Origin of the sequence: Streptomyces sp. NBC_00341 (assembly GCF_041435055.1) — a bacterium.
GTDB lineage: Bacteria > Actinomycetota > Actinomycetes > Streptomycetales > Streptomycetaceae > Streptomyces.
Genome location: NZ_CP108002.1, coordinates 8,728,997 through 8,751,328 on the forward strand (window position 1 = coordinate 8,728,997; position 22,332 = coordinate 8,751,328).

Below are 22,332 nucleotides of genomic sequence, written 5' to 3' on the forward strand. Positions count from 1 at the left end.
TTTCATCTGCCCGCTTTCGGCTGAAGGCGATGCGTCGGCGCGGGCGATTTTGTCGCGCCCTCTTCGTCCCCCCGTAAAAACTCTCCCCGAAGGTGTGATCCGGCATGCGCGAAAACAACTCCGACTCCTCAGGCCCTGTTTCCGAAGATTTGTTCGGGGTGACCGCGGCTCAACAAGGGGTCTGGTACGGGCAACTGGTCGATCCACAGAGCCCCAAATACAACATCGGGGAATGCGTCGAGGTTCGGGGCGGCCTCGACGAGGTGTTATTCGCCGCCGCGCTCGACCGGGCCGCCGCACTGTGCGACAGCCTCAACACCGTGTTCGTCACCGAGGACGGCGCGGTCCGCCAGCGTGTCGTCCGCCGCTCCCCGGACGCGACCAGCCTGCTCCGCCGGGTCGACCTGTCCGATGCCGACGACCCCATCGGCGCGGTCGAACGCTACCTGGCCGACGACATGGCCGCCGTCGACACGATCGAGGCCCCGTCCCACCACTTCGCCCTGCTCCGCATCAGCGACCGACTGCACTACTGGTACGTGAGGTTCCACCACATAGCCGTCGACGGCCTCGGCGGCTCCGTTTTCACCCGCACCGTGGCCGACCTCTACGGGCGCGCGGTGCGGGGCGAGAACCTCGACACGGCCGAGGTGCCCGCCGCGTCCCTGCGCGGTCTCGTCGCCGACGAGGCGGCCTACCTCGAATCGGACCGCTACGAGGCCGACCGCGCCTACTGGACCGGCCGATTCGCGGACCTGGCCGCCGATCGCGCCGCATCGGACCCCCACGGCACTGCTGACACGCACGCCGGCCGGGCGCTCATCCGCCGGCGCACCGACGCTCCTGCGCCGGTCACCCTCGACGCACCGGAGATCCGGCTGCACACCGGCGATGCGCTGCCCGTCGCCGTCCTCGACGGCCTGCGCACGATCGCCTCCGCCAACCGCACCACGTGGAGCGCCGTCCTCGTGAGCGCGGTCGCCGCCTACATCGGCCGGGCCACCGGAACGCAGGACGTCACCGTGGGCCTCGCCTCCAACGGCCGTCACAGCGGACTCCGCCACATCGTCGGCATGACCTCCAACATCCTGCCGCTGCGCCTCACCGTCACCCCCGAGATGACGGTCAGCTCCCTCGTACGCGCCGTCGCCGCCGAGATGCGCGGCGCCCTGCGGCACCGCCGGTTCTCCCGCGAACAGCTGGCGCGTGAGCTGAACATGGCCGACGGCGCGGCCCGCCTCACCGGTGTCGTCGTCAACATCATGGGCTACGACTACGACTTGGACTTCGCCGGCAGCCCCGGCGCCTCCCGCGTGCTGTCCGTCGGACCGGCCGACGACGTGTCCTTCTTCGTCTCGGAACGGGCCGATGACAAAGGGCCGTTGATCGGATTCGACGCCAGCCCGGAGCTCTACGGGATGGAGGACGTGCGGCTGCTCCAGCAGGCCGTCGTCTCCTTCCTGTCCGCTCTCGCCGACGCGGACCACGACCTCCCGCTGTGCGACCTGCCGTTCCTCGACGAGGCCGCCACCGAGGCCCTCCGCGCACAAGGGCGCGGTGCCGCCATGCCGCCGGAGGCCGTGGCATCGAGCCTGCCGGAGGCCTTCGGCGCGCAGGCCCGCCGGACGCCCGACGCCCCTGCCGTGGTGGACGGCGCGGACACGCTCACGTACCGGGAGCTGGCCGGAGCGGCGGAGGACCTCGCGGGTGCGCTGGCCGGCTGGGGCATCGGCGCCGAGGACGGCGTCGGCGTGCTCGTCGGCCGCTCGGCGGCCGTGCTCTGCGCCACGCTCGGCGCGGTCCGCGCCGGAGCGGCGTACGTACCGATGGACGCGGCCTGGCCCGGCGAACGGCTCGACCGCGTCAGGGAAGCGGCCCGCGTACGCGCCCTGGTGGCCGACGAGGCGACGGCCCGGCAGCCCTGGGTGCGGGAGCAGACAGCCGCGGGTCTGCCCCTGATCGTCCTCGACGCGCTCGGCGGTGTCCTGCGCGGCGCCCCGCCGCGGCCGGGACCGCTGCCGCGCACGATCCGCGGTGACCGGCTCGCCTACGTGATGTTCACCTCCGGGTCCACCGGACTCCCCAAGGGTGTCGGCGTCACCCACGCCGACGTCCTCGCGCTGGCCGCCGACAGCACCTGGACGGGCGGCGTCTGCGACGCGGTGCTGATGCACTCGGCGTACGTCTTCGACGCCGCCACCTTCGAGATCTGGGCGCCGCTCCTCAACGGCGGCCGCGTGGTCGTCGCGCCCCCCGGCGTCCTGGAGGCACGGGGCCTCCACGACACGGTCGAGCGGCACGGAGTCACCGCGCTGTTCCTGACGACGGCCCTGTTCAACGTGATGGCCGAGGCGGACCCGGCCGCGTTCGCCGGGCTCCGCATGGTCGCCGCCGGCGGTGAGGCGGCGACGCCGGACCTGATGCAGCGGGTGGCCGCCGCGACGCCAGGCACCCGCGTCCTGCACGTCTACGGCCCCACGGAGACCACGACCTTCGCCACCCGCCACCCGGTCGCCCCCGGTATCGGGGGCGTTCCGCCCATCGGCCGGGCCCTCGACGGGATGCGCCTGTACGTCCTGGACGACACCCTCGCCATGGTGCCGCCCGGTGTCGTGGGGGAGCTGTACGTCGGCGGCCACGGCGTCGCCCGCGGCTACCAGGGCAACCCCGCGCTGACGGCCACCCGGTTCGTCGCGGACCCGCACGACGCGTCGGGCCGCCGGATGTACCGCACGGGCGACCTCGTGCGCTGGAGCGCTCGCGGCGACATCGAGTACGTCGGGCGGGCGGACGGCCAGATCAAACTCCGCGGTTTCCGCATCGAGCCGGCCGAGACCGAGAACGTCCTGCTGGCCGCCCCGGACGTACGGGCCGCCTGCGTCGTGGTCCGTGAGGACATACCGGGCGACCGCCGGCTCGTCGCCTATGTCGTACCGGCTCCCGGTACCCGGCCGGACGCTTCCGCCCTGGCCCGCCGAGTGGGCCGCGCACTGCCCGCGTACATGGTGCCCTCCGCGTTCGTGACGCTGGACGCACTGCCCCTGAACCCCAACGGCAAGGTCGACCGGCGCGCTCTGCCCGCACCCCGCGCCGTCACGGCCGGGGGCCGTGCCCCGCGCACCCCCTACGAGGAGGTCCTGGCCGGTCTCTTCGCCGACATCCTCGGCGTGGCGGCGGTCGGTATCGACGACAACTTCTTCGCTCTGGGCGGCCACTCACTGCTCGCCACCCGTCTCACCGGCCGGGTGCGGACGGCCCTGGGCGCCGAACTCGGCCTGGGCACCCTCTTCGACCACCCCACCGTCGCTTCCCTCGCCGCGGTCCTGGACACCGCCGGTGCGACCCGGCCCGTCCTCTCCCCGCAGCAGCGGCCCGAAGCGGTGCCGCTGTCCTTCGCGCAGCAGCGCCTCTGGTTCCTCAACCGGGCGGAGGGCCCCGACAGCAGCTACAACGTCCCGCTCGTCCTCGAACTCGACGGCCCCCTGGACGCGGACGCCCTGCGCGGCGCCCTCGCCGACGTGGTCGCCCGGCACGAGAGCCTGCGCACGGTCTTCGCCGAGCACGACGGCGTCGCCCGCCAGGAAGTCCTGGACGCGGACGCCGCCGCCTCGCTCGTCCCCCTCGCCGTCGAACAGCCCCGGGCCGACGACAACGCCGGCAGCTGGACCGAGGAGACGGTGCGTCACCTGACCACCGCACCCTTCGACCTCGCGGGCGACACCGCGATCCGGGCCCATCTGCTCCGCCTGGGGACCGACCGCCACGTCCTCGTCCTCGTCCTGCACCACGTCGTCGCGGACGGCTGGTCCCTCGCCCCGCTCAGCCGCGACCTCACAGCCGCCTACCGCGCCAGGAGCGAGGGCACGGGCGGCGGCGGCCCGGACTGGGCTCCGCTGCGCGTGCAGTACGCCGACTACGCCCTCTGGCAGCGCCGGCTGCTCGGCGACGACAGCGACCCGGACAGCCTGGGCGCCCGACAGGCCGACTTCTGGAAGGAGGCGCTGCACGGCGCCCCCGACCTGCTGGACCTGCCCCTCGACCGCCCCCGCCCGGCCGTGCCCAGCCACCGGGGCGACGCCGTCCCCTTCGAGCTGCCCGCCGCCGCGCACGCCGACCTCACCCGGCTCGCCCGCACCGCCGGCTGCACGCCCTTCATGGTGCTCCAAGCGGCCCTCGCCGTGACGCTTCAGACCCACGGCGCCGGTTCCGACATCCCGCTGGGCACCGCCGTGGCCGGACGCACCGACGAGGCCCTGGACGACCTGGTCGGGTTCTTCGTCAACACCGTCGTCCTGCGCGCGGACCTGTCAGGCGACCCGCCGTTCCGGCAACTCCTCGACAGGGTCAAGGAGTTCGACATCGCCGCCCTCAGCCACGGCGACATCCCCTTCGAGCGGATCGTGGAGGCCGTCAACCCCGAACGGTCCGGCGACCACCACCCCCTCTTCCAGACCATGCTGGTCCTTCAGAACCAGGAGCGTACGAGTCTCGATCTGCCGGGCGTCACCGTCCACGACCGGTCGCGGCACCGCGGGGGCAGCAAGTTCGACCTGACGTTCTCTCTCACCGAAGTGACGGGACCCGCAGAAGAATCCCGGAGCACGAGATCCGCCGGAGTCACCAGACCCGCCGGGACCGGGGGACAGGCCGACCCGCCGCGGAGCGCCGCCACGGGCCCCCTGCCCGGCGCCGCAGACGTCGGCGGAGGCATCCGCGGCTACCTGGAGTACGCGACCGACCTCTTCGACGCCGCCACCGCGCGCGCCCTGAGCGCCCGGTTCGCCCACGTCCTCACCCTGGCCGTGGCAGACCCGGGCCGGCCCATCAGCGACCTGGACCCGCTCACCCCCGCCGAGCGGGACCGCCTCCTGGCGCGGGGACGCGGAGCGGAGCGGCCCCTGCCCTCCCGTACCGTCACCGAAGCGGTCCGGGAACGGGCCGCGCGCGAACCCCGTGCCCTCGCCGTGCGCGACGCGCACACGAGCCTCACCTACGCCGAGCTCGACGCACGCGCCGACACCCTCGCCCACCTCCTGCGCGAACGCGGCGCGCGCCGTGAGACCAGGGTGGCCATCGCGGCGCCGCCCTCCGTGGACACCGTCGTCGCCATGCTGGCCGTGCTGCGGGCCGGCGCCGCCTACCTGCCGGTCGACCCGCAGTACCCGGCCGCCCGCATCCGCCACATGCTGGCGGACGCCCGCCCCGTCCTGCTGCTCACCACCACGGACGTCCACGCCGAGCTGTCCGACTGCGGCGTACCCTGGCTCGCCCTCGACACCCCGGCCGCTCCGGTCACGGGCCGTGCCGGGCGCATCCTGGACACACCCCACCCGGCGGACCCCGCGTACGTCATCTACACCTCGGGATCCACCGGCCGCCCGAAGGGCGTGGTCGTCTCGCACGCCGCACTGGCCAACCACATGGCCTGGATGGCGGGGCACCTGGCGATCACTCCGGACGACAGGGTGCTCGCCCGCACCTCCTCCAGCTTCGACGCCTCCGTGTGGGAGCTCTGGCTCCCGCTGATGAACGGCGCCGAAGTCTGCCTGCTGCCGGACGGGGCCAACACCGAACCCCGCGCCCTGGTCTCCTGGATGAGCCGATTCGGCGTCACCGTCGCCCAGTTCGTCCCCTCCCACCTGACCCTCGTGCTCACCGAGGCGGCGCACGCCGCGCCGCTCCCCGGCCTGCGCGCCGTGCTGTGCGGCGGCGAACCGCTGCCGCGCGCTCTCGCCGACGAGGTCGCCGAGCTGTGGCGGGCCGAGGTGCACAACCTCTACGGACCGACCGAGGCCACCATCGACGCCACCGCCCACCGGATCGACGTGCCGGGAGACGGCGGGCACGCGGAGTCCGGCACACCGTACGAGACCGTGCCGATCGGCCGCCCCGTCGACACCATGCGTGTCTACGTCCTCGACGGCCGGCTGCGGCCCGTCGCTCCGGGCGTCACCGGTGAGCTGTACCTGTCGGGTCCCAACCTCGCCCGCGGCTACCTCGACCGCCCCGGCCTGACCGCCGCGCGATTCGTCGCCGACCCGTTCGACGGGGCGGGCGCGCGGATGTACCGGACGGGCGACCTCGTGCGCTGGAACCACCAAGGTCTGCTCGACTACGTCGCACGCGCCGACGACCAGGTGAAACTGCGGGGCTTCCGCATCGAGCTGGGCGAGGTCGAGGCCGCACTGCTGGCGATGCCCGCCGTCACCGCCGCCTGTGCCGTGATCCGTGAGGACACACCGGGCGTGCGCCGCCTCGTCGCCTACGCCGTCACCGGCGACCCGGCCCAGCGCCCCGTCACCCTGCGCGACGCCCTCGCCGAGAACCTGCCGCACTACATGGTGCCCGGTGCCGTCGTCATCCTGGACGACCTCCCGCTCCTGCCCAACGGCAAGGTGGACCGGCGCGCCCTGCCGGAGCCCCCGCGGGGCTCGGACAACACCGACGGAGCGGGGCGGCACACCCTCCAGGAAGGCCTGCTCGCCGGCATCTTCGCCGACGTTCTGCGGCGGCCCCTGGTGGGTTCGCACGACAGCTTCTTCGAGCTGGGCGGGCACTCGCTCCTCGCCATGCGCGTCGTCAGCCGCGTCCGCGCCGTCCTCGGTGCCGAGATCGCCGTACGCACCCTCTTCGAGCACCCGACCGTCGCGGGCCTGGCCCGCGTCCTGGACACCCGGAGCCGGGCCCACCCGCCGGTCGTACCCGCGGCGCGGCGGCCCGATCCGCTGCCGCTGTCCTTCGCGCAGCAGCGCCTGTGGTTCCTCAACCGGTTCGAAGGACCCAGCTCCGCCTACAACATCCCGCTCGTCCTCGAACTCGACGGGGCCCTGGACACCGACGCCCTGCGTGCCGCGCTGCGTGATGTCGTGGAGCGGCACGAGGCGCTGCGCACCCTCTTCCCCGAACGCGACGGCGTTCCCCATCAGGTGGTCCTTCCCACCGGGACCGCCACACCCCGGCTGCCTGTCGTGAGCACGGCACCCGCGGATCTGGAGGCCGCCGTCCTGGCCGCCGTGCGCGAGCCGTTCGACGTCGTCACGGACCCGCCGCTGCGCGCCCTCCTCCTGCGGTCCGCGCCCGGCCACCACGTCCTGGTGCTCGTCCTGCACCACATCGCGGGCGACGGCTGGTCCCTCGCCCCGCTCGCCCGCCACCTCGGCGAGGCCTACGAGGCCCGTCTCACGGGCCGGGAGCCCGAACCGGCGGCCGGCACCCCGCTCCAGTACGCCGACTACACCCTCTGGCAGCACGCCGCCCTGGGCGACGGCGTCGCACCGCAGAGCGTCCTGCGGCAGCAACTCGACCACTGGCACACCGCCCTCGCGGGACTGCCCGGCCTCATCGACCTCCCCCTGGACCGGCCGCGCCCGGTCACCACCGACCCCTCAGGAGCCGTCCACACCTTCGACGTTCCGCCCGCCCTCCACGCCCGGCTCCTGCGCCTGGCACGGGAGTCGGGAAGCAGCCTCTTCATGGTGCTCCAGGCGGCGGTGGCCACCCTGCTGCACCGGCAAGGCGCGGGGGACGACATCCCGCTCGGCTCACCCGTCGCCGGCCGCACGGACGAGGCACTGGAGGAGCTGGTCGGGTTCTTCGTCAACACGCTGGTCCTGCGCACGGACCTGTCGGGCAACCCGACCTTCCACGAACTCCTGCTGCGCGTGAGGGAATTCGACCTGGCCGCCTACGCGCACCAGGACGTGCCCTTCGAGCGTCTCGTGGAGAGCGTCAACCCCGTCAGGGCGCGCAACCACCACCCGCTGTTCCAGACCATGCTGGTCCTGCAGAACCAGGAGACCGCCCTCCCCGGCCTGCCCGGCCTCAACGTCGAGAGCCGGCTCGTCCACAACGGGCTGAGCAAATTCGACCTCACCTTCGCCTTCGACGAGGAACGCGACGACGGCGGCCTCAGCGCCGGGATCGAGTACGCCACCGCCCTCTTCGACCGGTCCACCGTCGAAGCCCTCGCGGACCGCCTGGTCCGGCTCCTGGAGCAGGCGGCCGCGAACCCCGCCCTGCCCCTGACGGGCTACGACCTGATGACACCGGACGAGCACGCCCGCGTCACACACCGGGGCACCGGCGGAGCTCTGCCCGCGCACACCGAGGACGCCACCCTGCCCGCGCTCTTCGCCGCCCAGGCCCACCGCGTACCGGACGCCGTGGCCGTCACCGGCTACGGCGGCGCCCTCACCTACGCCGAACTCGACCTGGCCTCCGCCGACCTGGCCCGCGCCCTGGCCGGCCTGGGCGTCCGCCCCGAGACCGGGATCGGCGTACTGCTCTCCCGGTCACCGGCGGTCGTGACGGTGTCGCTGGGCGCGGTCCGCGCGGCCGGCGCGTACGTCCCGCTGGACGCGCGCTGGCCCGCGGAGCGGCTGGAACAGGTGGCCGCAGTGGCAGCCGTGCGGGTCCTCGTCGTCGACGAGGACGCCCTCGCCTCTCCCTGGGTGGTACAGACCGCGCGCCGGATTCCGGTCGTGGTCGTGGACCGGCTCGGCCGGATCCTCCGCGGCGCGCCCGAGCAGCCGGGACACCCCGCAACCGTACGGAGCCCCGGCGCCCTCGCCTACGTCATGTTCACCTCCGGCTCCACCGGCCTGCCCAAGGGCGTCGGAGTCACGCACGCCGACGTGGTGGCGCTGACAGCCGACTCCGCCTGGCAGGGCGGCGCCGCCGACGCCGTCCTGATGCACTCGGCGTACGTCTTCGACGCCTCGACGTTCGAGATCTGGGCCCCGCTGCTGCACGGAGGGACGATCGTCGTCGCACCGGACGGCGTCCTGGAGGCCGGCGCTCTCGGCGATGCCGTGCAGGAGCACGGAGTGACCGCGGTCTTCATGACGACGGCCCTGTTCAACGTGATCGCCGAAACCGATCCGGGTGCCTTCACCGGCCTCCGCCTCGTCTGCGCCGGAGGAGAACTGGCCTCACCGGACGCGATGCAGCGGGTCGCGGGCACCGCGTCCGGCACGCGCGTCCTCCATGTGTACGGACCCACCGAGACGACCACCTTCGCCACCCGCTACGACGTGCCGGCCGGCCTGCCGTCCGGTCCGCCACCCATCGGGCGCGCCCTGGACGGCATGCGGCTGTACGTCCTGGACGGCTCCCTGGGCCAGGTCCCGCCGGGCGTCACGGGCGAGCTGTACCTCGCCGGACGCGGCGTGGCACGCGGGTACACCGGCCTCCCCGGCCTGACCGCCACCCGGTTCGTCGCCGATCCGTTCGACCCGTCGGGCGGCCGCATGTACCGCACCGGCGACCTCGTGCGGTGGACCCGCGACGGACAGATCGCCTACGTGACCCGCGCCGACAGCCAGGTGAAGCTGCGCGGCTACCGCATCGAACTCGGCGAGATCGAGGGGGTGCTGGCCTGCTGCGAGGGCGTCGCCGACGCCTTCGCCGTCGTCCGCGAGGACACCCCCGGCGACCGGCGGCTCGTCGCGTACGTGGTGCCCGCGGGCGGGGCGCGCCCCGAACCCGCCGAGCTCGCCCGAGCCGTCGGCCGGTCCCTGCCCGCCTACATGGTGCCCTCCGCGTTCGTCCTGCTGGAGGCCCTGCCGCTGACCGTGAACGGGAAGGTGGACCAGGGCGCCCTGCCCCGGCCCGCGCACCACGCGCCGGTCCGCGGGCGCCCCGCCCGCACCGCGCGCGAGGAGATCCTCTGCGGACTCTTCGCCGATGTGCTCGGCCTCGACGGGGCAGGTGCCGACGACGACTTCTTCGCCCTGGGCGGCCACTCCCTGCTCGCCACCCGGCTGGCCGCACGCATCCGCACCGCGCTCTCCGTCGAGGTCCAGGTCAAGACCGTCTTCGAGCACCCCACACCGGCCGCGCTCGCCGCCACACTGGACGGTGCGGAGAAGGCCAGGAACCGGCTGGAGCGTGCTCCGCAGCGACCCGATCCGCTGCCGCTGTCCTTCGCCCAGCAGCGCCTGTGGTTCCTCAACCGGTTCGAGGGGCCCAGCGCCACGTACAACGTGCCGCTGGTGCTGCGCCTGGACGGCCCGCTCGACGCGGAGGCCCTGGAGAGCGCCCTCGCGGACGTCGTCGAACGCCACGAGAGCCTGCGCACCGTCTTCCCCGAGACCGACGGCGTGGCGCGCCAGCTGGTCCTCGACGCCAGTGGTGCCGACCTCGACCTGAGCCCCCGCGACACCGACCCCGCCCGCCTGGACGAGGTACTGACCGCCGAGGTCGCGCACACCTTCGACATCGGCACCCAACTACCCGTGCGGGCAAGGCTGCTCCGGCTCGACGCCGAATCCCACATCCTCGTGCTGCTCGTCCACCACATCGCGGGCGACGGCTGGTCCCTCGCCCCGCTCGCCCGCGACCTCGGCGACGCCTACCGGGCACGCGCCGAGGGCGAGGAGCCGGCCTGGACGGAACTCGGCGTCCAGTACGCCGACTACACCCTGTGGCAGCGCGCGCTGCTCGGCGCCGAGGACGACCCGTCGAGCCAGGCAGCCCGCCAGCTGGACTTCTGGCGCACCGCACTCGCCGGAGCCCCCGACCTGCTCGACCTGCCGTGCGACCGAACGCGCCCCGCCGTCACGGCGTACGGCGGCGAAGCGTTCGCCTTCCCTGTCGACGCGGACACCCACCGGGCCCTCGCGGAACTCGCCCGGTCCCGCGGAAGCAGCCTCTTCATGGTGCTCCAGGCGGCCCTGTCGGTTCTGCTCTCCCGGCACGGCGCCGGTGAGGACATCCCGCTCGGCACCGCCGTCGCCGGACGCACCGACGAGGCACTCGACGATCTGGTGGGCTTCTTCGTCAACACCCTCGTCCTGCGCACCGATCTGTCCGGAGACCCCACCTTCGCCGAAGTCATCGACCGAGTAAGAGAGTTCGACCTCGCCGCCTACGCCCACCAGGACGTGCCGTTCGAACGGCTGGTGGATGCCCTCAGCCCGGTGCGGGCCCAGAACCACCACCCGCTGTTCCAGACCATGCTCGTCCTCCAGAACCAGGCGGACACCAGCGTCGACCTGCCCGGTCTCACGGTGACCGGGCAGCCTGTGCACACCGGCATCAGCAAATTCGACCTGACCTTCACCTTCACCGAGACGCGCGACGGCGAGGGCCGGCCCGCTGGACTCGACGGCATCCTGGAGTTCTCCACCGAACTCTTCGTTCCCGCCACCGCTCACGCCCTGGCCGCACGTCTGGCCCGCCTCCTGACCGCGCTCTCCGCAGACCCCGGCCGGCGCGTCCACGCGGTCGAGGTCCTGGAGACGGCCGAGCGGCAGAGCCTGGAGCGGGCCGCACACGGCACCGCCCGGCCCCCGACCGCGCGCACCGCGCCCGAGGCGTTCCGCGGGCAGTCCGCCAGAACCCCTGCGGCGATCGCCGTGCGGGACGGCGCGCACCGGCTCACCTTCAGTGAACTGGACTCCCTCTCGGACGACTTGGCACACCATCTGCACGACCGGGGCATCGGCCGCGGCGACCTCGTCGCCCTCGCCCTGGAAGGCACGGCCGACCAGGCCGTCGCGATGCTGGCGGTGGCCAAGGCCGGGGCCGCCTACCTGCCGGTCGACCTGGAGTACCCCGAGGCGCGGATCACCTACATGCTCGACGACGCCCGCCCGGCGCTGCTCCTCACCCACGGCACCCGCGCCGCGCGGTACGCGGCGTCCGTCCCCTGCCTCGCGCTGGACGTCCGCTCAGCCTGGTCCACAGGGCGCGGGGCCCCGCCCGGCGCCGGACCGGCCCCGCTCGACGCGGCGTACGTCATCTACACCTCGGGCTCCACCGGCCGCCCCAAGGGCGTCGTCGTCACCCACGCGTCCCTGACCAACCACATGGCCTGGATGGCCGGTCACCTCGCGCTCATCGACGACGACCGGGTCCTGGCACGCACCTCCCCGAGCTTCGACGCCTCGGTCTGGGAGACCTGGCTGCCGCTGCTGCACGGCGGCTCCACCTGCCCCGTGCCGGTCGCCGCCAACCACGACCCCGCCGCCCTGCTCGCCCGCATGCGCGACGCCGGGGTGACCCTCGCCCAGTTCGTGCCCTCGCACCTCTCGGTCGTCCTCACAGAGACCGGCCAGGAGGAGGCGCCCGAGACGCTGCGAGCCGTCCTGTGCGGAGGCGAACCCCTGCCCATGTCCTTGGCCGAGCGCGCCGGACAGGCCTGGCGGGTCGAGGTGCACAACCTGTACGGCCCCACAGAGACCACCATCGACGCCACCGCCCACCAGCACCGGAGCGGGGAGCAGGCCACCACGGCGGGGGAGGCGGGCGTGCCGCTCGGGCGCCCCGTCGACAACACCCGCGCCTACGTCCTGGACGCCGGGCTCCGGCCCGTACCGCCGGGCGTCACCGGAGAGCTCCACATCGCCGGTGAAGGCCTCGCCCGCGGCTACCTGGGTCGCCCGGCCCTGACCGCCACCCGGTTCGTCGCCGATCCCTACGGCCCCGCCGGCAGCCGCATGTACCGCACGGGAGACCTCGTAAAACGGGACGCAAGCGGCCTGCTCACCTACGTCTCGCGCGCCGATCACCAGGTCAAGCTGCACGGCTTCCGCATCGAGCTCGGCGAGATCGAGGCCGCGCTCACCGGGCTCGACGGCGTCGCCGCCGCCTGCGCCCTGGTCCGCGAGGACCGGCCGGGGGAGCGGCGCCTGGTCGCCTACACCGTTGCGGACCGGCGCGGTGACAGCGAGCCCCTCACGGACAGCGAACTGCGGACCCGGCTCGCCTCCGCCCTGCCGCCGTACATGGTGCCCGCCGTCTTCGTCGCCCTCGACGCGCTGCCGCTCCTGCCGAACGGCAAGACCGACCGCAGGGCCCTGCCCGCCCCGGCGCGCCCCGCCGCCACCCGGCCGGGCGGGCAGCCGCGCACACCGCAGGAACGGGTCCTGTGCGACGTCTTCGCCTCCGTCCTGCGCACCCCGGCCGTCCGCACGGACGACGACTTCTTCGCGCTCGGCGGCGACAGCATCCTCTCGATCCAGCTCGTCAGCCGGGTCCGGGAGGCGGGGTTCGGGGTCACACCCCGCGACGTCTTCGTCCACCGCACCCCCGAGGCCATCGCGGCCGCCGCCACCGCGCTCGACCAGGACACCGCCGCGCAGGCCGACCAGGGCACCGGCGAGATGCCGCCGACACCCATCGCCGCCTGGCTCCTGGAGCGGCCCGGCACCACGGACGGCTACAACCAGTCCGGAGTACTGAGCACGCCCGTGGGGGCCGAGGAGGACACGCTCGTCGCGGCCCTCCAACTCCTCATCGACCACCACGACATGCTCCGTCTGCGCATCACCCGCCCGGCCGGGGGCGAACCCGTCCTCGAAGCCCTGCCACCCGGCGCCGTCCCGGCCCGTCGCCGCTTCACCCGCGTCGACATCGCGGGTCTGGACGCGGCAGCCGCCCGCGCCGCCACCACAGAGGCCGGCGAACAGGTACGCAAGCGGCTGCGGCCCGCAGAAGGGAACGTGCTCGAAGCCGTCTGGTGCGACGCCGGACCGCACGCCCGTGGCCGGCTGCTGCTCGTCGTGCACCACCTCGCCGTCGATGCCGTCTCCTGGCGCATCCTCGCCGCGGACCTGGCCCGCGCGTGGCAGACCCTCACCGAAGCCGACACCGTAGGAGAGAGCCCTGCCGCCGCCCTGCCCGCCGTCACCACGTCCTACCGAAGCTGGGCGCACCTCCTCGCGTCCCAGGCGCGGAGCACCGAACGGGAAGCCGAACTGCCCCTCTGGCAGGGCGTGCTGAGCACCCCGGACCCCCAACTGGGATACCGGCCGCTCGACCCACACCTGGACACCGCCGACGGCACCCGCACCCTCGTTACCCACCTGCCCGCCACCTGGACACAGTCGCTGCTCACCACCGCCCCCGGCGCCTTCCACGCGGGTGTGGACGACATCCTGCTCACGGGCCTCGCCCTCGCCGTCCGCACCTGGCGGGCGGAACGGGACGCGGGCCCCGGCGCGTCCCGGCCCGCCGGCACCGGCGTCCTCATCGACCTGGAGAGCCACGGCCGCGAGCAGATCGCCGACCACATCGACCTCTCCCGCACCGTCGGCTGGTTCACCAGCCTCTACCCCGTCCGGCTCGACCCCGGACCCGTAGACGCCCGCGGACCAGGAGGCTTCGACGCCGCACTGGTCGAACGGGCGGTCAAACGCGTCAAGGAACAGCTGCGGGCCGTGCCCGACCACGGCGTCGGCCACGGAATGCTGCGCCACCTCAACCCGGCGACCCGCCCCCGGCTGACCACCGGGACAGAGCCCCAGATCGGCTTCAACTACCTCGGACGGTACGCCGCTTCACACGGCGCGCCGGACGGCGGAACGGGCGCCGACTGGGACGTACTGCTCGACGGCGGCGGGCCGCGCGGCCAGGACCCGGACATGCCCGTGCACCACGTCCTCGACATCAACGCGCACACCGAGGACCTGCCGGAAGGGCCGCGACTGGTGACCCGCTGGACCTGGCCCAGCGACCTCCTCAAGGAGGAGGACGTGGGGGTGCTGACCGACGCGTTCACGCGGGCGCTGCGCGCCATCGCGGACCACGCCGAACGGCCCGACGCGGGCGGCTACACGCCGTCCGACCTTCCCCTGGTATCGCTCAACCAGGCCCAGATCGACCGACTGCAGAACAAGTGGGGTGGACGCAAGTGACCGGTTTCCAGCTGGAGGACGTACTACCGCTGACGCCGCTTCAGGCAGGCATGCACTTCCATGCCCTGTACGACTCGCACGCCGTGGACGTCTACACCGCGCAGTTCGTCTTCGACCTCGAAGGCCCCGTCGGCGTCCCCGTGCTGCGCGCCGCCATCGGCAGCCTGCTGCGCAGGCACGCCAACCTGCGGGTCGGCTTCCTCCACGAGGGCCTGGACGAGCCGGTGCAGGCCGTAGCCGCCGAGGTGCCGGTGCCACTGGAGGAACTCGACCTGACCGGTACGCACTCCACGGGCACGACAGAGCAACGCCTCACCGCGTTCCTCGCCGCCGACCGCACCCGCCGCTTCGACCTGACCACCCCGCCCCTGATGCGGTTCACCCTGGTGCGCACCGCTCCGCAGCGCCACCGCCTCGTCATGACGAGCCATCACATCCTGTTCGACGGCTGGTCGATGCCCCTGCTCGTGCGGGAGCTCTTCGAGCTGTACGCGACCGGGGGCGACGACAGCGCCCTGCCGCGCGTCACCCCCTACCGCAGCTATCTCGGCTGGCTCGCCCAGCAGGACCGCGCGGCCGCGCTGGACACCTGGGCCACCGCTCTGGCGGGGATCGAGGCGCCGACCCTGATCGCCGGACCCGGCCGCGCGGGCGCGCCGGACTCCGCCGAGCTGCCCGAAACCCTGGTGCTCGAACTGGACGCGGCCACGACGGCCCGGCTCCGCGAGACGGCCCGCGCCCACCGCCTCACCCTCAACACCCTCGTGCAGGGCGCCTGGGGCCTGCTGCTCGGCCACCTCACCGGACGCCCCGACGTCGTGTTCGGCGCCACCGTGTCCGGCCGGCCGCCGGAGATCCCCGGCATCGAGTCGATGATCGGCCTGTTCATCAACACCGTGCCGGTACGGCTCCGCCCGGAGCCCGGCGAAACCCTGGCCGCGCTCCTGACCCGGCTCCAGGAGGAACAGGGCCGGCTCCTCGACAGCCAGCACGTGGGCCTGAGCGAGATCCGGGGCGTCACCGCACTGGACGAACTCTTCGACACCCTCACCGTGTTCGAGAACTACCCGATGGACGACGAGGCCCTGCGCACCGCACAACGGGGACTGCCCGGACTGGCCGTCACCGGATTCAGCGGTACGGACGCCGCCCACTACCCGCTCACCCTCACCATCGCCCCGGGCGACACCCTGAGGATCACCTTCGGCTACCGGGCCGCCGTCCTGGACCACGACGACGTCGCCCGGACGGTCGCCCGCATGCGGCGCCTGCTGACGGTGATGGCGCAAGGGCTCGACCGCCCCGCCGACGGCGTGCCCGTCCTCCTGGACGGTGAGCGCGAGACACTGCTCTCCCAGGGGTACGGCGCCGACCTGGCCGCCGACGCACTGGACATGAGCATCCCGGACGCAGTGGCGGGGTACGCCGCCCGGCACCCGGACGCGGTGGCCGTGTCCGGCGCGGGCGAGCAGCTCACCTACCGGCAGCTCTGTGACCTCTCGGACGGTCTCGCCGGTTCCCTGGCAGCGGCCGGGACCGGCGCAGAGGACGGCGTCGGCATCCTCGTAGCCCGGTCGGCCGCCACCGTCACCGCCTCCCTGGCCGCCCTGCGCGCGGGCGCCGCCTATGTGCCCCTCGACCCGCGCTGGCCGGTGGAACGGCTCCGCCGGGTCGCCGAGGTGGCCGCCGTGCGTGTCCTGATCGTCGACGAGAGCACTCGCACGCACCCCTGGGTACGAGAACTCGGCCCGCACACAGCCGTGCTGAGCATCGACGCCGCCGGCCGCGTCGAGCGAGGTGGCCCGGCCGGTCCGGGCGCTCTCCCCGCGGTCACGGGCGGCGCCCGGCTCGCGTACGTGATGTTCACCTCCGGCTCCACGGGCCTGCCCAAGGGCGTCGGCGTCACCCACGCCGACGTGACCGCCCTCGCCTCGCACCGGGCCTGGCAGGACGGCGCGGCCGACGCCGTCCTGCTGCACTCGGCGTACGTCTTCGACGCCTCCACGTTCGAGATCTGGGCCCCGCTCCTCAACGGGGGCCGCATCGTCGTGGCGCCCGAGGGCACGCTCCAGCCCGCCGTGCTCAGGGACCTCGTCACCCGGCACGGCCTGACGTCGGCGTTCCTGACGACGGCCCTGTTCAACGTCCTCGCGGAAGCGGACCCGGGCGCCCTCGGCCTGCTGCGTACGGTGGCCACCGGAGGTGAGGCCGCCGCACCCGGCGTGCTGCAACGCGTCGCCGCCGCCCACCCCGGCACCACCGTCCTGCACGTATACGGCCCCACCGAGACGACGACCTTCGCCACCGTCCACCCCGTCGGCCCCGGCGACGCTCCCACCGGTGCGGCGTCGATCGGCCGGCCGCTCGACGGCATGCGCGCCTACGTCCTGGACACGGCGATGCGACCCGTACCGACCGGCGCAGAGGGCGAGCTGTACATAGCGGGCGCCGGAGTGGCGCGCGGCTATCTGGGGCGGCCCGGCCTCACCGCCACCCGATTCGTCGCCGACCCGTTCTCCGAAGCCGGGGAGCGCATGTACCGCACCGGCGACCTCGTACGCCGCGACGCCGACGGCCTCCTACACTACGTGGCCAGGTCCGACCAGCAGATCAAACTCCGCGGCCACCGCATCGAGCCCGCCGAGATCGAGACCGTGCTCCGCACAGAGCCGTCGGTGCACGCCGCCTGCGTCCTGGTCCGCGAGGACCTGCCCGGCGACCGCACCCTCACCGCCTACGTCGTCCCCGCACCCGGGCGGCCCGCCCCGGACCCGGACCTGCTCGCCGCGCACGTGGGACACCACCTGCCCGCCTACATGGTGCCCTCCGTCATCCAACCGGTCGACACGCTGCCGCTGACCCCCAACGGCAAGCTCGACCGGGCAGCCCTGCCCAGGCCGGACGGCCCGCCCGCCGCGCAGGGCCGGCCGCCGCGCAGCGCAGTGGAGGAGATCCTCGCCGGTCTCTTCGCCGACGTGCTCGGCGTGGAGCGCGTCGGCATCGACGACAGCTTCTTCGCCCTGGGCGGCCACTCCCTGCTCGCCACCCGCCTGGTGGGCCGTGTCCGCGCCGCCCTGGACACCGAGACCGAGATCCGCACCCTCTTCGAGAACCCCACCGTCGCCGCACTCGCCACCGCCCTGGCGGAATCGGGCCGCCCGCCCCGCCCCGCCCTCACCCCGCAGGAACGTCCCGCCACGATTCCCCTCTCGTACGCACAGCAGCGCCTGTGGTTCCTCCACCGGCTCGAAGGCCCCTCCGCCACGTACAACATCCCCTTCGCCGTACGCATCGACGGACCGCTCGACACGGAGGCCCTGCGCCTGGCCCTGCACGACGTCGTCAGGCGGCACGCGGCCCTGCGCACGGTCTTCCCCGAAGGCGACACCGGACCGCACCAGCACATCACCGCCCCTGATGACGTCCGGTCCCCGTTCGCCTGGGAGGCGATCGACGAGGACAAGATCCGCCACCGGATCAATGCCGCCACGGCCGAGCCGATCGACATCGAGCACCGCCTCCCGCTCCAGGCGACCCTGTTGCGCCTGGCCGACGACGCCCACGTCCTGGTGCTCGTGATCCACCACATCGCCGCCGACGGATCCTCCCTCGCGCCTCTCGTCCACGACCTGGGCGCCGCCTACCGGGCCCGGGTCCGCGCGGAGGAACCCGCACTGCCCGCGCTGACTGTCGACTACGCCGACCACACCCTCTGGCAGCGCCGCCTCCTCGGCGACGAACACGACCCGGACAGTCTCGTATCGCGCCAACTCGACTACTGGAAAGCCGCACTGGACGGCCTTCCGGAGATGATCGAACTGCCGTGGGACCGGTCGCGCCCGGCCGTACCCCGGCACACCGGAGCCACCTACGACTTCGCCGTCGGCCCCATCATTTCCAGGCGGGTCGCCGAACTCGCCCGGACCAGCGGATGCAGCGCCTTCATGGTCCTCCAGGCCGCCCTGTCGACCGTACTGTCCCGGCACGGCGCCGGCGACGACATCCCGCTGGGCACGGCAGTCGCCGGACGCACCGACGAAGCCGCCTCGGAGCTCGTCGGACTCTTCGTGAACACCCTCGTGCTGCGCACGGACCTGACAGGCGACCCGACGTTCCTCGAACTGCTCGACCGCGTGAAGGACTCCGACCTCTCCGCGTACGCACATCAGGACGTCCCCTTCGAGCGTCTGGTCGAACTGCTCAACCCCACGCGTTCACAGAGCCACCACCCGCTCTTCCAGACCATGCTCGTCCTGCAGAACCACGCGCCCGCTGCCGCCATCGACCTGCCGGACCTGACCGTGAGCGGCGTACCGGTCGTCGCCGGGGTCAGCAAGTTCGACCTGTCGTTCACCTTCACCGAGACGTACGACGACAGCGGCGCCCCGGACGGCATGCGGGCAGCGGTCGACTACGCGACGGAACTCTTCGACGAGGCGACGGTCCGCGGCCTCGCCGACCGGCTCGTCCTGCTGCTCGACGCCGTCACCGCGGACCCCGAGCGCCCCCTGCACACCTACGACGTACTCACCGCCGCCGAGCGCACCCGCCTCACCGACTGGGGGACCGGGCCCGCCGAGCACCACCCCGCGTCGACGGTTCCCGCGCTCTTCGAGCAGTGGGTCCGGCGCACCCCCGACGCCCCGGCGGTCCGCGACGCCGCGACCACCCTCACCTACGGCGAACTCGACGCCCGCGCCGAGACCCTCGCCCAACACCTCGCCGCACAGGGCATCGGCCCCGAGGACCGCGTCGCCGTCGCCCTGCCCCGCACCCACCACCTCGTGGTGGCCCTGCTCGCCGTCCTCAGGACCGGAGCGGCCTACGTACCGCTCGACCCCGACTACCCGGCCCAGCGCCTGTCGTACATGCTCGACGACGCCGCTCCCCGCCTGCTCCTCACCACTCCCGCGATCCACCGCCGCCTTCCCCGGACCGCGGTGCCGCACCTGTACGCCGATCAGCTCGGCGACCACGCCCCGACAACCGCCCGCCCCGGCACGGCTCCGCACCCGGCACACCCCGCATACGTCATCTACACCTCCGGTTCCACCGGCCGGCCCAAGGGCGTCGTCGTCACCCACCGCGGCGTCGGCGCCATGGCACAGACTCAGAGCGACCGGCTGAACGTCACCCCGGGCAGCCGGGTCCTGCACATGGCGTCCGTCAGCTTCGACGCCGCGTTCTGGGAACTGTGCATGGGGCTGCTCTCCGGAGCCTGCCTGGAGATCGACGAGCGCGACGCACTGCTGCCCGGCCCCACCCTCGCGGCGCTCGTCCGCGAGCGCGGCATCACCCACCTCACCCTGCCACCCGCCGCACTCGCCGTGATGCCGCCGGACTCCCTGCCCGCCGGCACCACCATGGTCCTCGCCGGTGAGGCATGCCCGCCCGCCCTGGTACACGCCTGGGCGCGCGACCGCTTCCTCGTCAACGCCTACGGACCCACCGAGACCACCGTCTGCGCCACCATGAGCGGCTGCCAGCACGCGGACGGGCCGCTGGCGCCCGACCGCACGGTGCCCATCGGCGGCCCGGTCAACGGCACCACGGTCCACGTCCTGGACGACCGGCTGGCACCCGTACCGCCCGGCGTGGTCGGTGAGCTGTACGTCTCCGGGGCGGGGGTCGCCCGCGGCTACCACGGCCGCGCCGCGCTCACCGCGTCCCGGTTCCTGGCCAACCCGTTCGACCGCACCGGGGGCCGCATGTACCGCACGGGCGATCTGGTGCGCTGGACGGCGGAGGGGGAGCTCGTCTACGTCTCCCGCGTCGACGACCAGGTCAAACTCCGCGGCTTCCGCATCGAACTCGGCGAGATCGAGGCGGTCCTCGCCGCGATGCCCGGGGTGGCCGCGGCCTGCGCCACCGTCCGCGAGGACCGGCCCGGCGACCGGCGCCTCGTCGTCTACACCGTGCCCGCGGACGGCACGCCGGGCCCGGACGAGGACGAGGTGCGCGCACACCTCTCGGCGAGCCTGCCCGCCCACATGGTCCCCGCCGCCCACCTCAGCCTCACAGCCCTGCCCGTCACCCCCAACGGGAAGACCGACCGGCGCGCACTGCCCGCCCCCCACCGTGCCGCTCCGACAGGCGGCCGCCCACCGCGCACCGCGCGCGAGCGCACACTGTGCGAGGTGTTCGCGCAGACGCTCGGCGTGCCGGAGGTGAGCGTCACGGACGACTTCTTCGCCCTGGGCGGCCACTCCCTGCTCGCCGTCACCCTGGCCCGGCGGATCGGCGAGCGATGCGGCCGACGCCCCTCCCTGCGGGCCCTGTTCGCCGCACCCACCGCCGAAGGGATCGACCGTCTGCTGGGGCGCACCACGGGGGAGGAGGACCAGGCGGACACCGTCACGACGGACCTCGCCGCCGAGGTCCGGCTGGCCGCGGACATCTCGGGCGCCCGCCGGCAGGCCGAGTCCCTCCTGCCCGCCCCGCGCCGGCCCCTGCGTCCGTCCGCCCGGCCCCTTCTGACCGGCGCCTCCGGCTTCCTCGGCGCGTTCCTGCTGCGCGACCTCATCGAGACGACGGACGGGCCCGTCGACTGCCTCGTCAGGGCGCGGGACAGCCACAGCGCCGCCCACCGGCTGCGCGCCAACCTGGAGCGCTACGGCCTGTGGCGCCCCCGGTACGAGGACCTGATCCACGCTGTTCCGGGCGATCTCGCAGCCCCGGGCCTGGGCCTGTCACCCGAGGACAGAACCGCCCTGGTCCGCCGCCTCGGCACGGTCCTGCACAACGGCGCGCGCGTCAACTTCGCCGCCGCGTACGGTGACCTGCGCGACGCGAACGTGGCCGGCACCGAAGAGCTCCTGCGTCTGCTCGCCGACTCCGCCTCACCCGGAATGCACTACATCTCGACCACCGGCGTGTACGCCCCTGCGCCCGGCCCCGATCCCGTCACCATCACGGAGTCGACGCCGACGGGCCCCGCGCCCGGACTGCCCGACGGTTACGGGCAGAGCAAGTGGGTCGCCGAAGGACTCGTCGGCCTGGCCCGCGAACGCGGCCTGCCGGTGACCGTCCACCGCCCCGGCCGGATCAGCGGCGACACCACCACCGGAGCCTGCCAGGACCGCGACCTGCTCTGGCAGCTCATCAAGGGCTGCCTCCAGGCGGGAGCGGTGCCCGACCTGCCGTACGGTTCGACGGGCTGGGTGCCCGTCGACTACGTCAGCGCCGCGGTCGTGGCCCTCGCCCTGTCCGGCCCGGCCGGTGCGCAGACGTACCACCTCACCAACCCGGACGCGCCGGGCCTGGACCGCGTCTTCGAAGCGGCCGCCCGGCTCGGGCACGAGCTGCGAACCGTACCCGCGCCGCAGTGGCAGGCCCGCGTAGCCGCGCAGCCCGACAACGCGGCGCAACTGTTCCTCGGCGACGAGGGGCGGAGCCGGCCCGAGGCCAAGGACCTTCGCCGCTTCGACTCCCGCCGCACAGCCGGAGCCGCGGCGGCCGTGGGCATCCACCGGACACCCCTCACCGACGAGATCCTGGTCCGCTACCTGACGTACTTCCACGCAACGGGCTACCTGCCCGTTCCGGCGGCACCCGCCACGTCGTAGCGGGCGGTGGGACGCCGCCTCGATGCCCGGGCCGAGGCGGCGTCACCGTGCCGGAGAAAGCCGGCAGGGGCGGGGCAGACCGTCCGGCGATCTTTTGGACTCTCTTGGGGGAGCCCGGTGGCGTGAGC

Annotated in this window: 2 protein-coding genes; both read left to right on the plus strand. The window is 73.7% G+C overall.

Annotated features, from left to right (window positions below; all coding sequences use genetic code 11):
• Nucleotides 1–104 precede the first annotated feature (104 nt).
• On the plus strand, nucleotides 105–14,639 hold the full coding sequence (locus OG892_RS38790) for an amino acid adenylation domain-containing protein (protein ID WP_371631534.1): 14,535 nt from the start codon (nucleotides 105–107) through the stop codon (nucleotides 14,637–14,639).
• Nucleotides 14,636–22,204, plus strand: a complete 7,569-nt coding sequence (locus OG892_RS38795) for an amino acid adenylation domain-containing protein (RefSeq protein ID WP_371631535.1) — start codon at nucleotides 14,636–14,638, stop codon at nucleotides 22,202–22,204. Before OG892_RS38790 ends, OG892_RS38795 begins: the two co-directional genes overlap by 4 nt.
• Nucleotides 22,205–22,332: the final 128 nt, after the last annotated feature.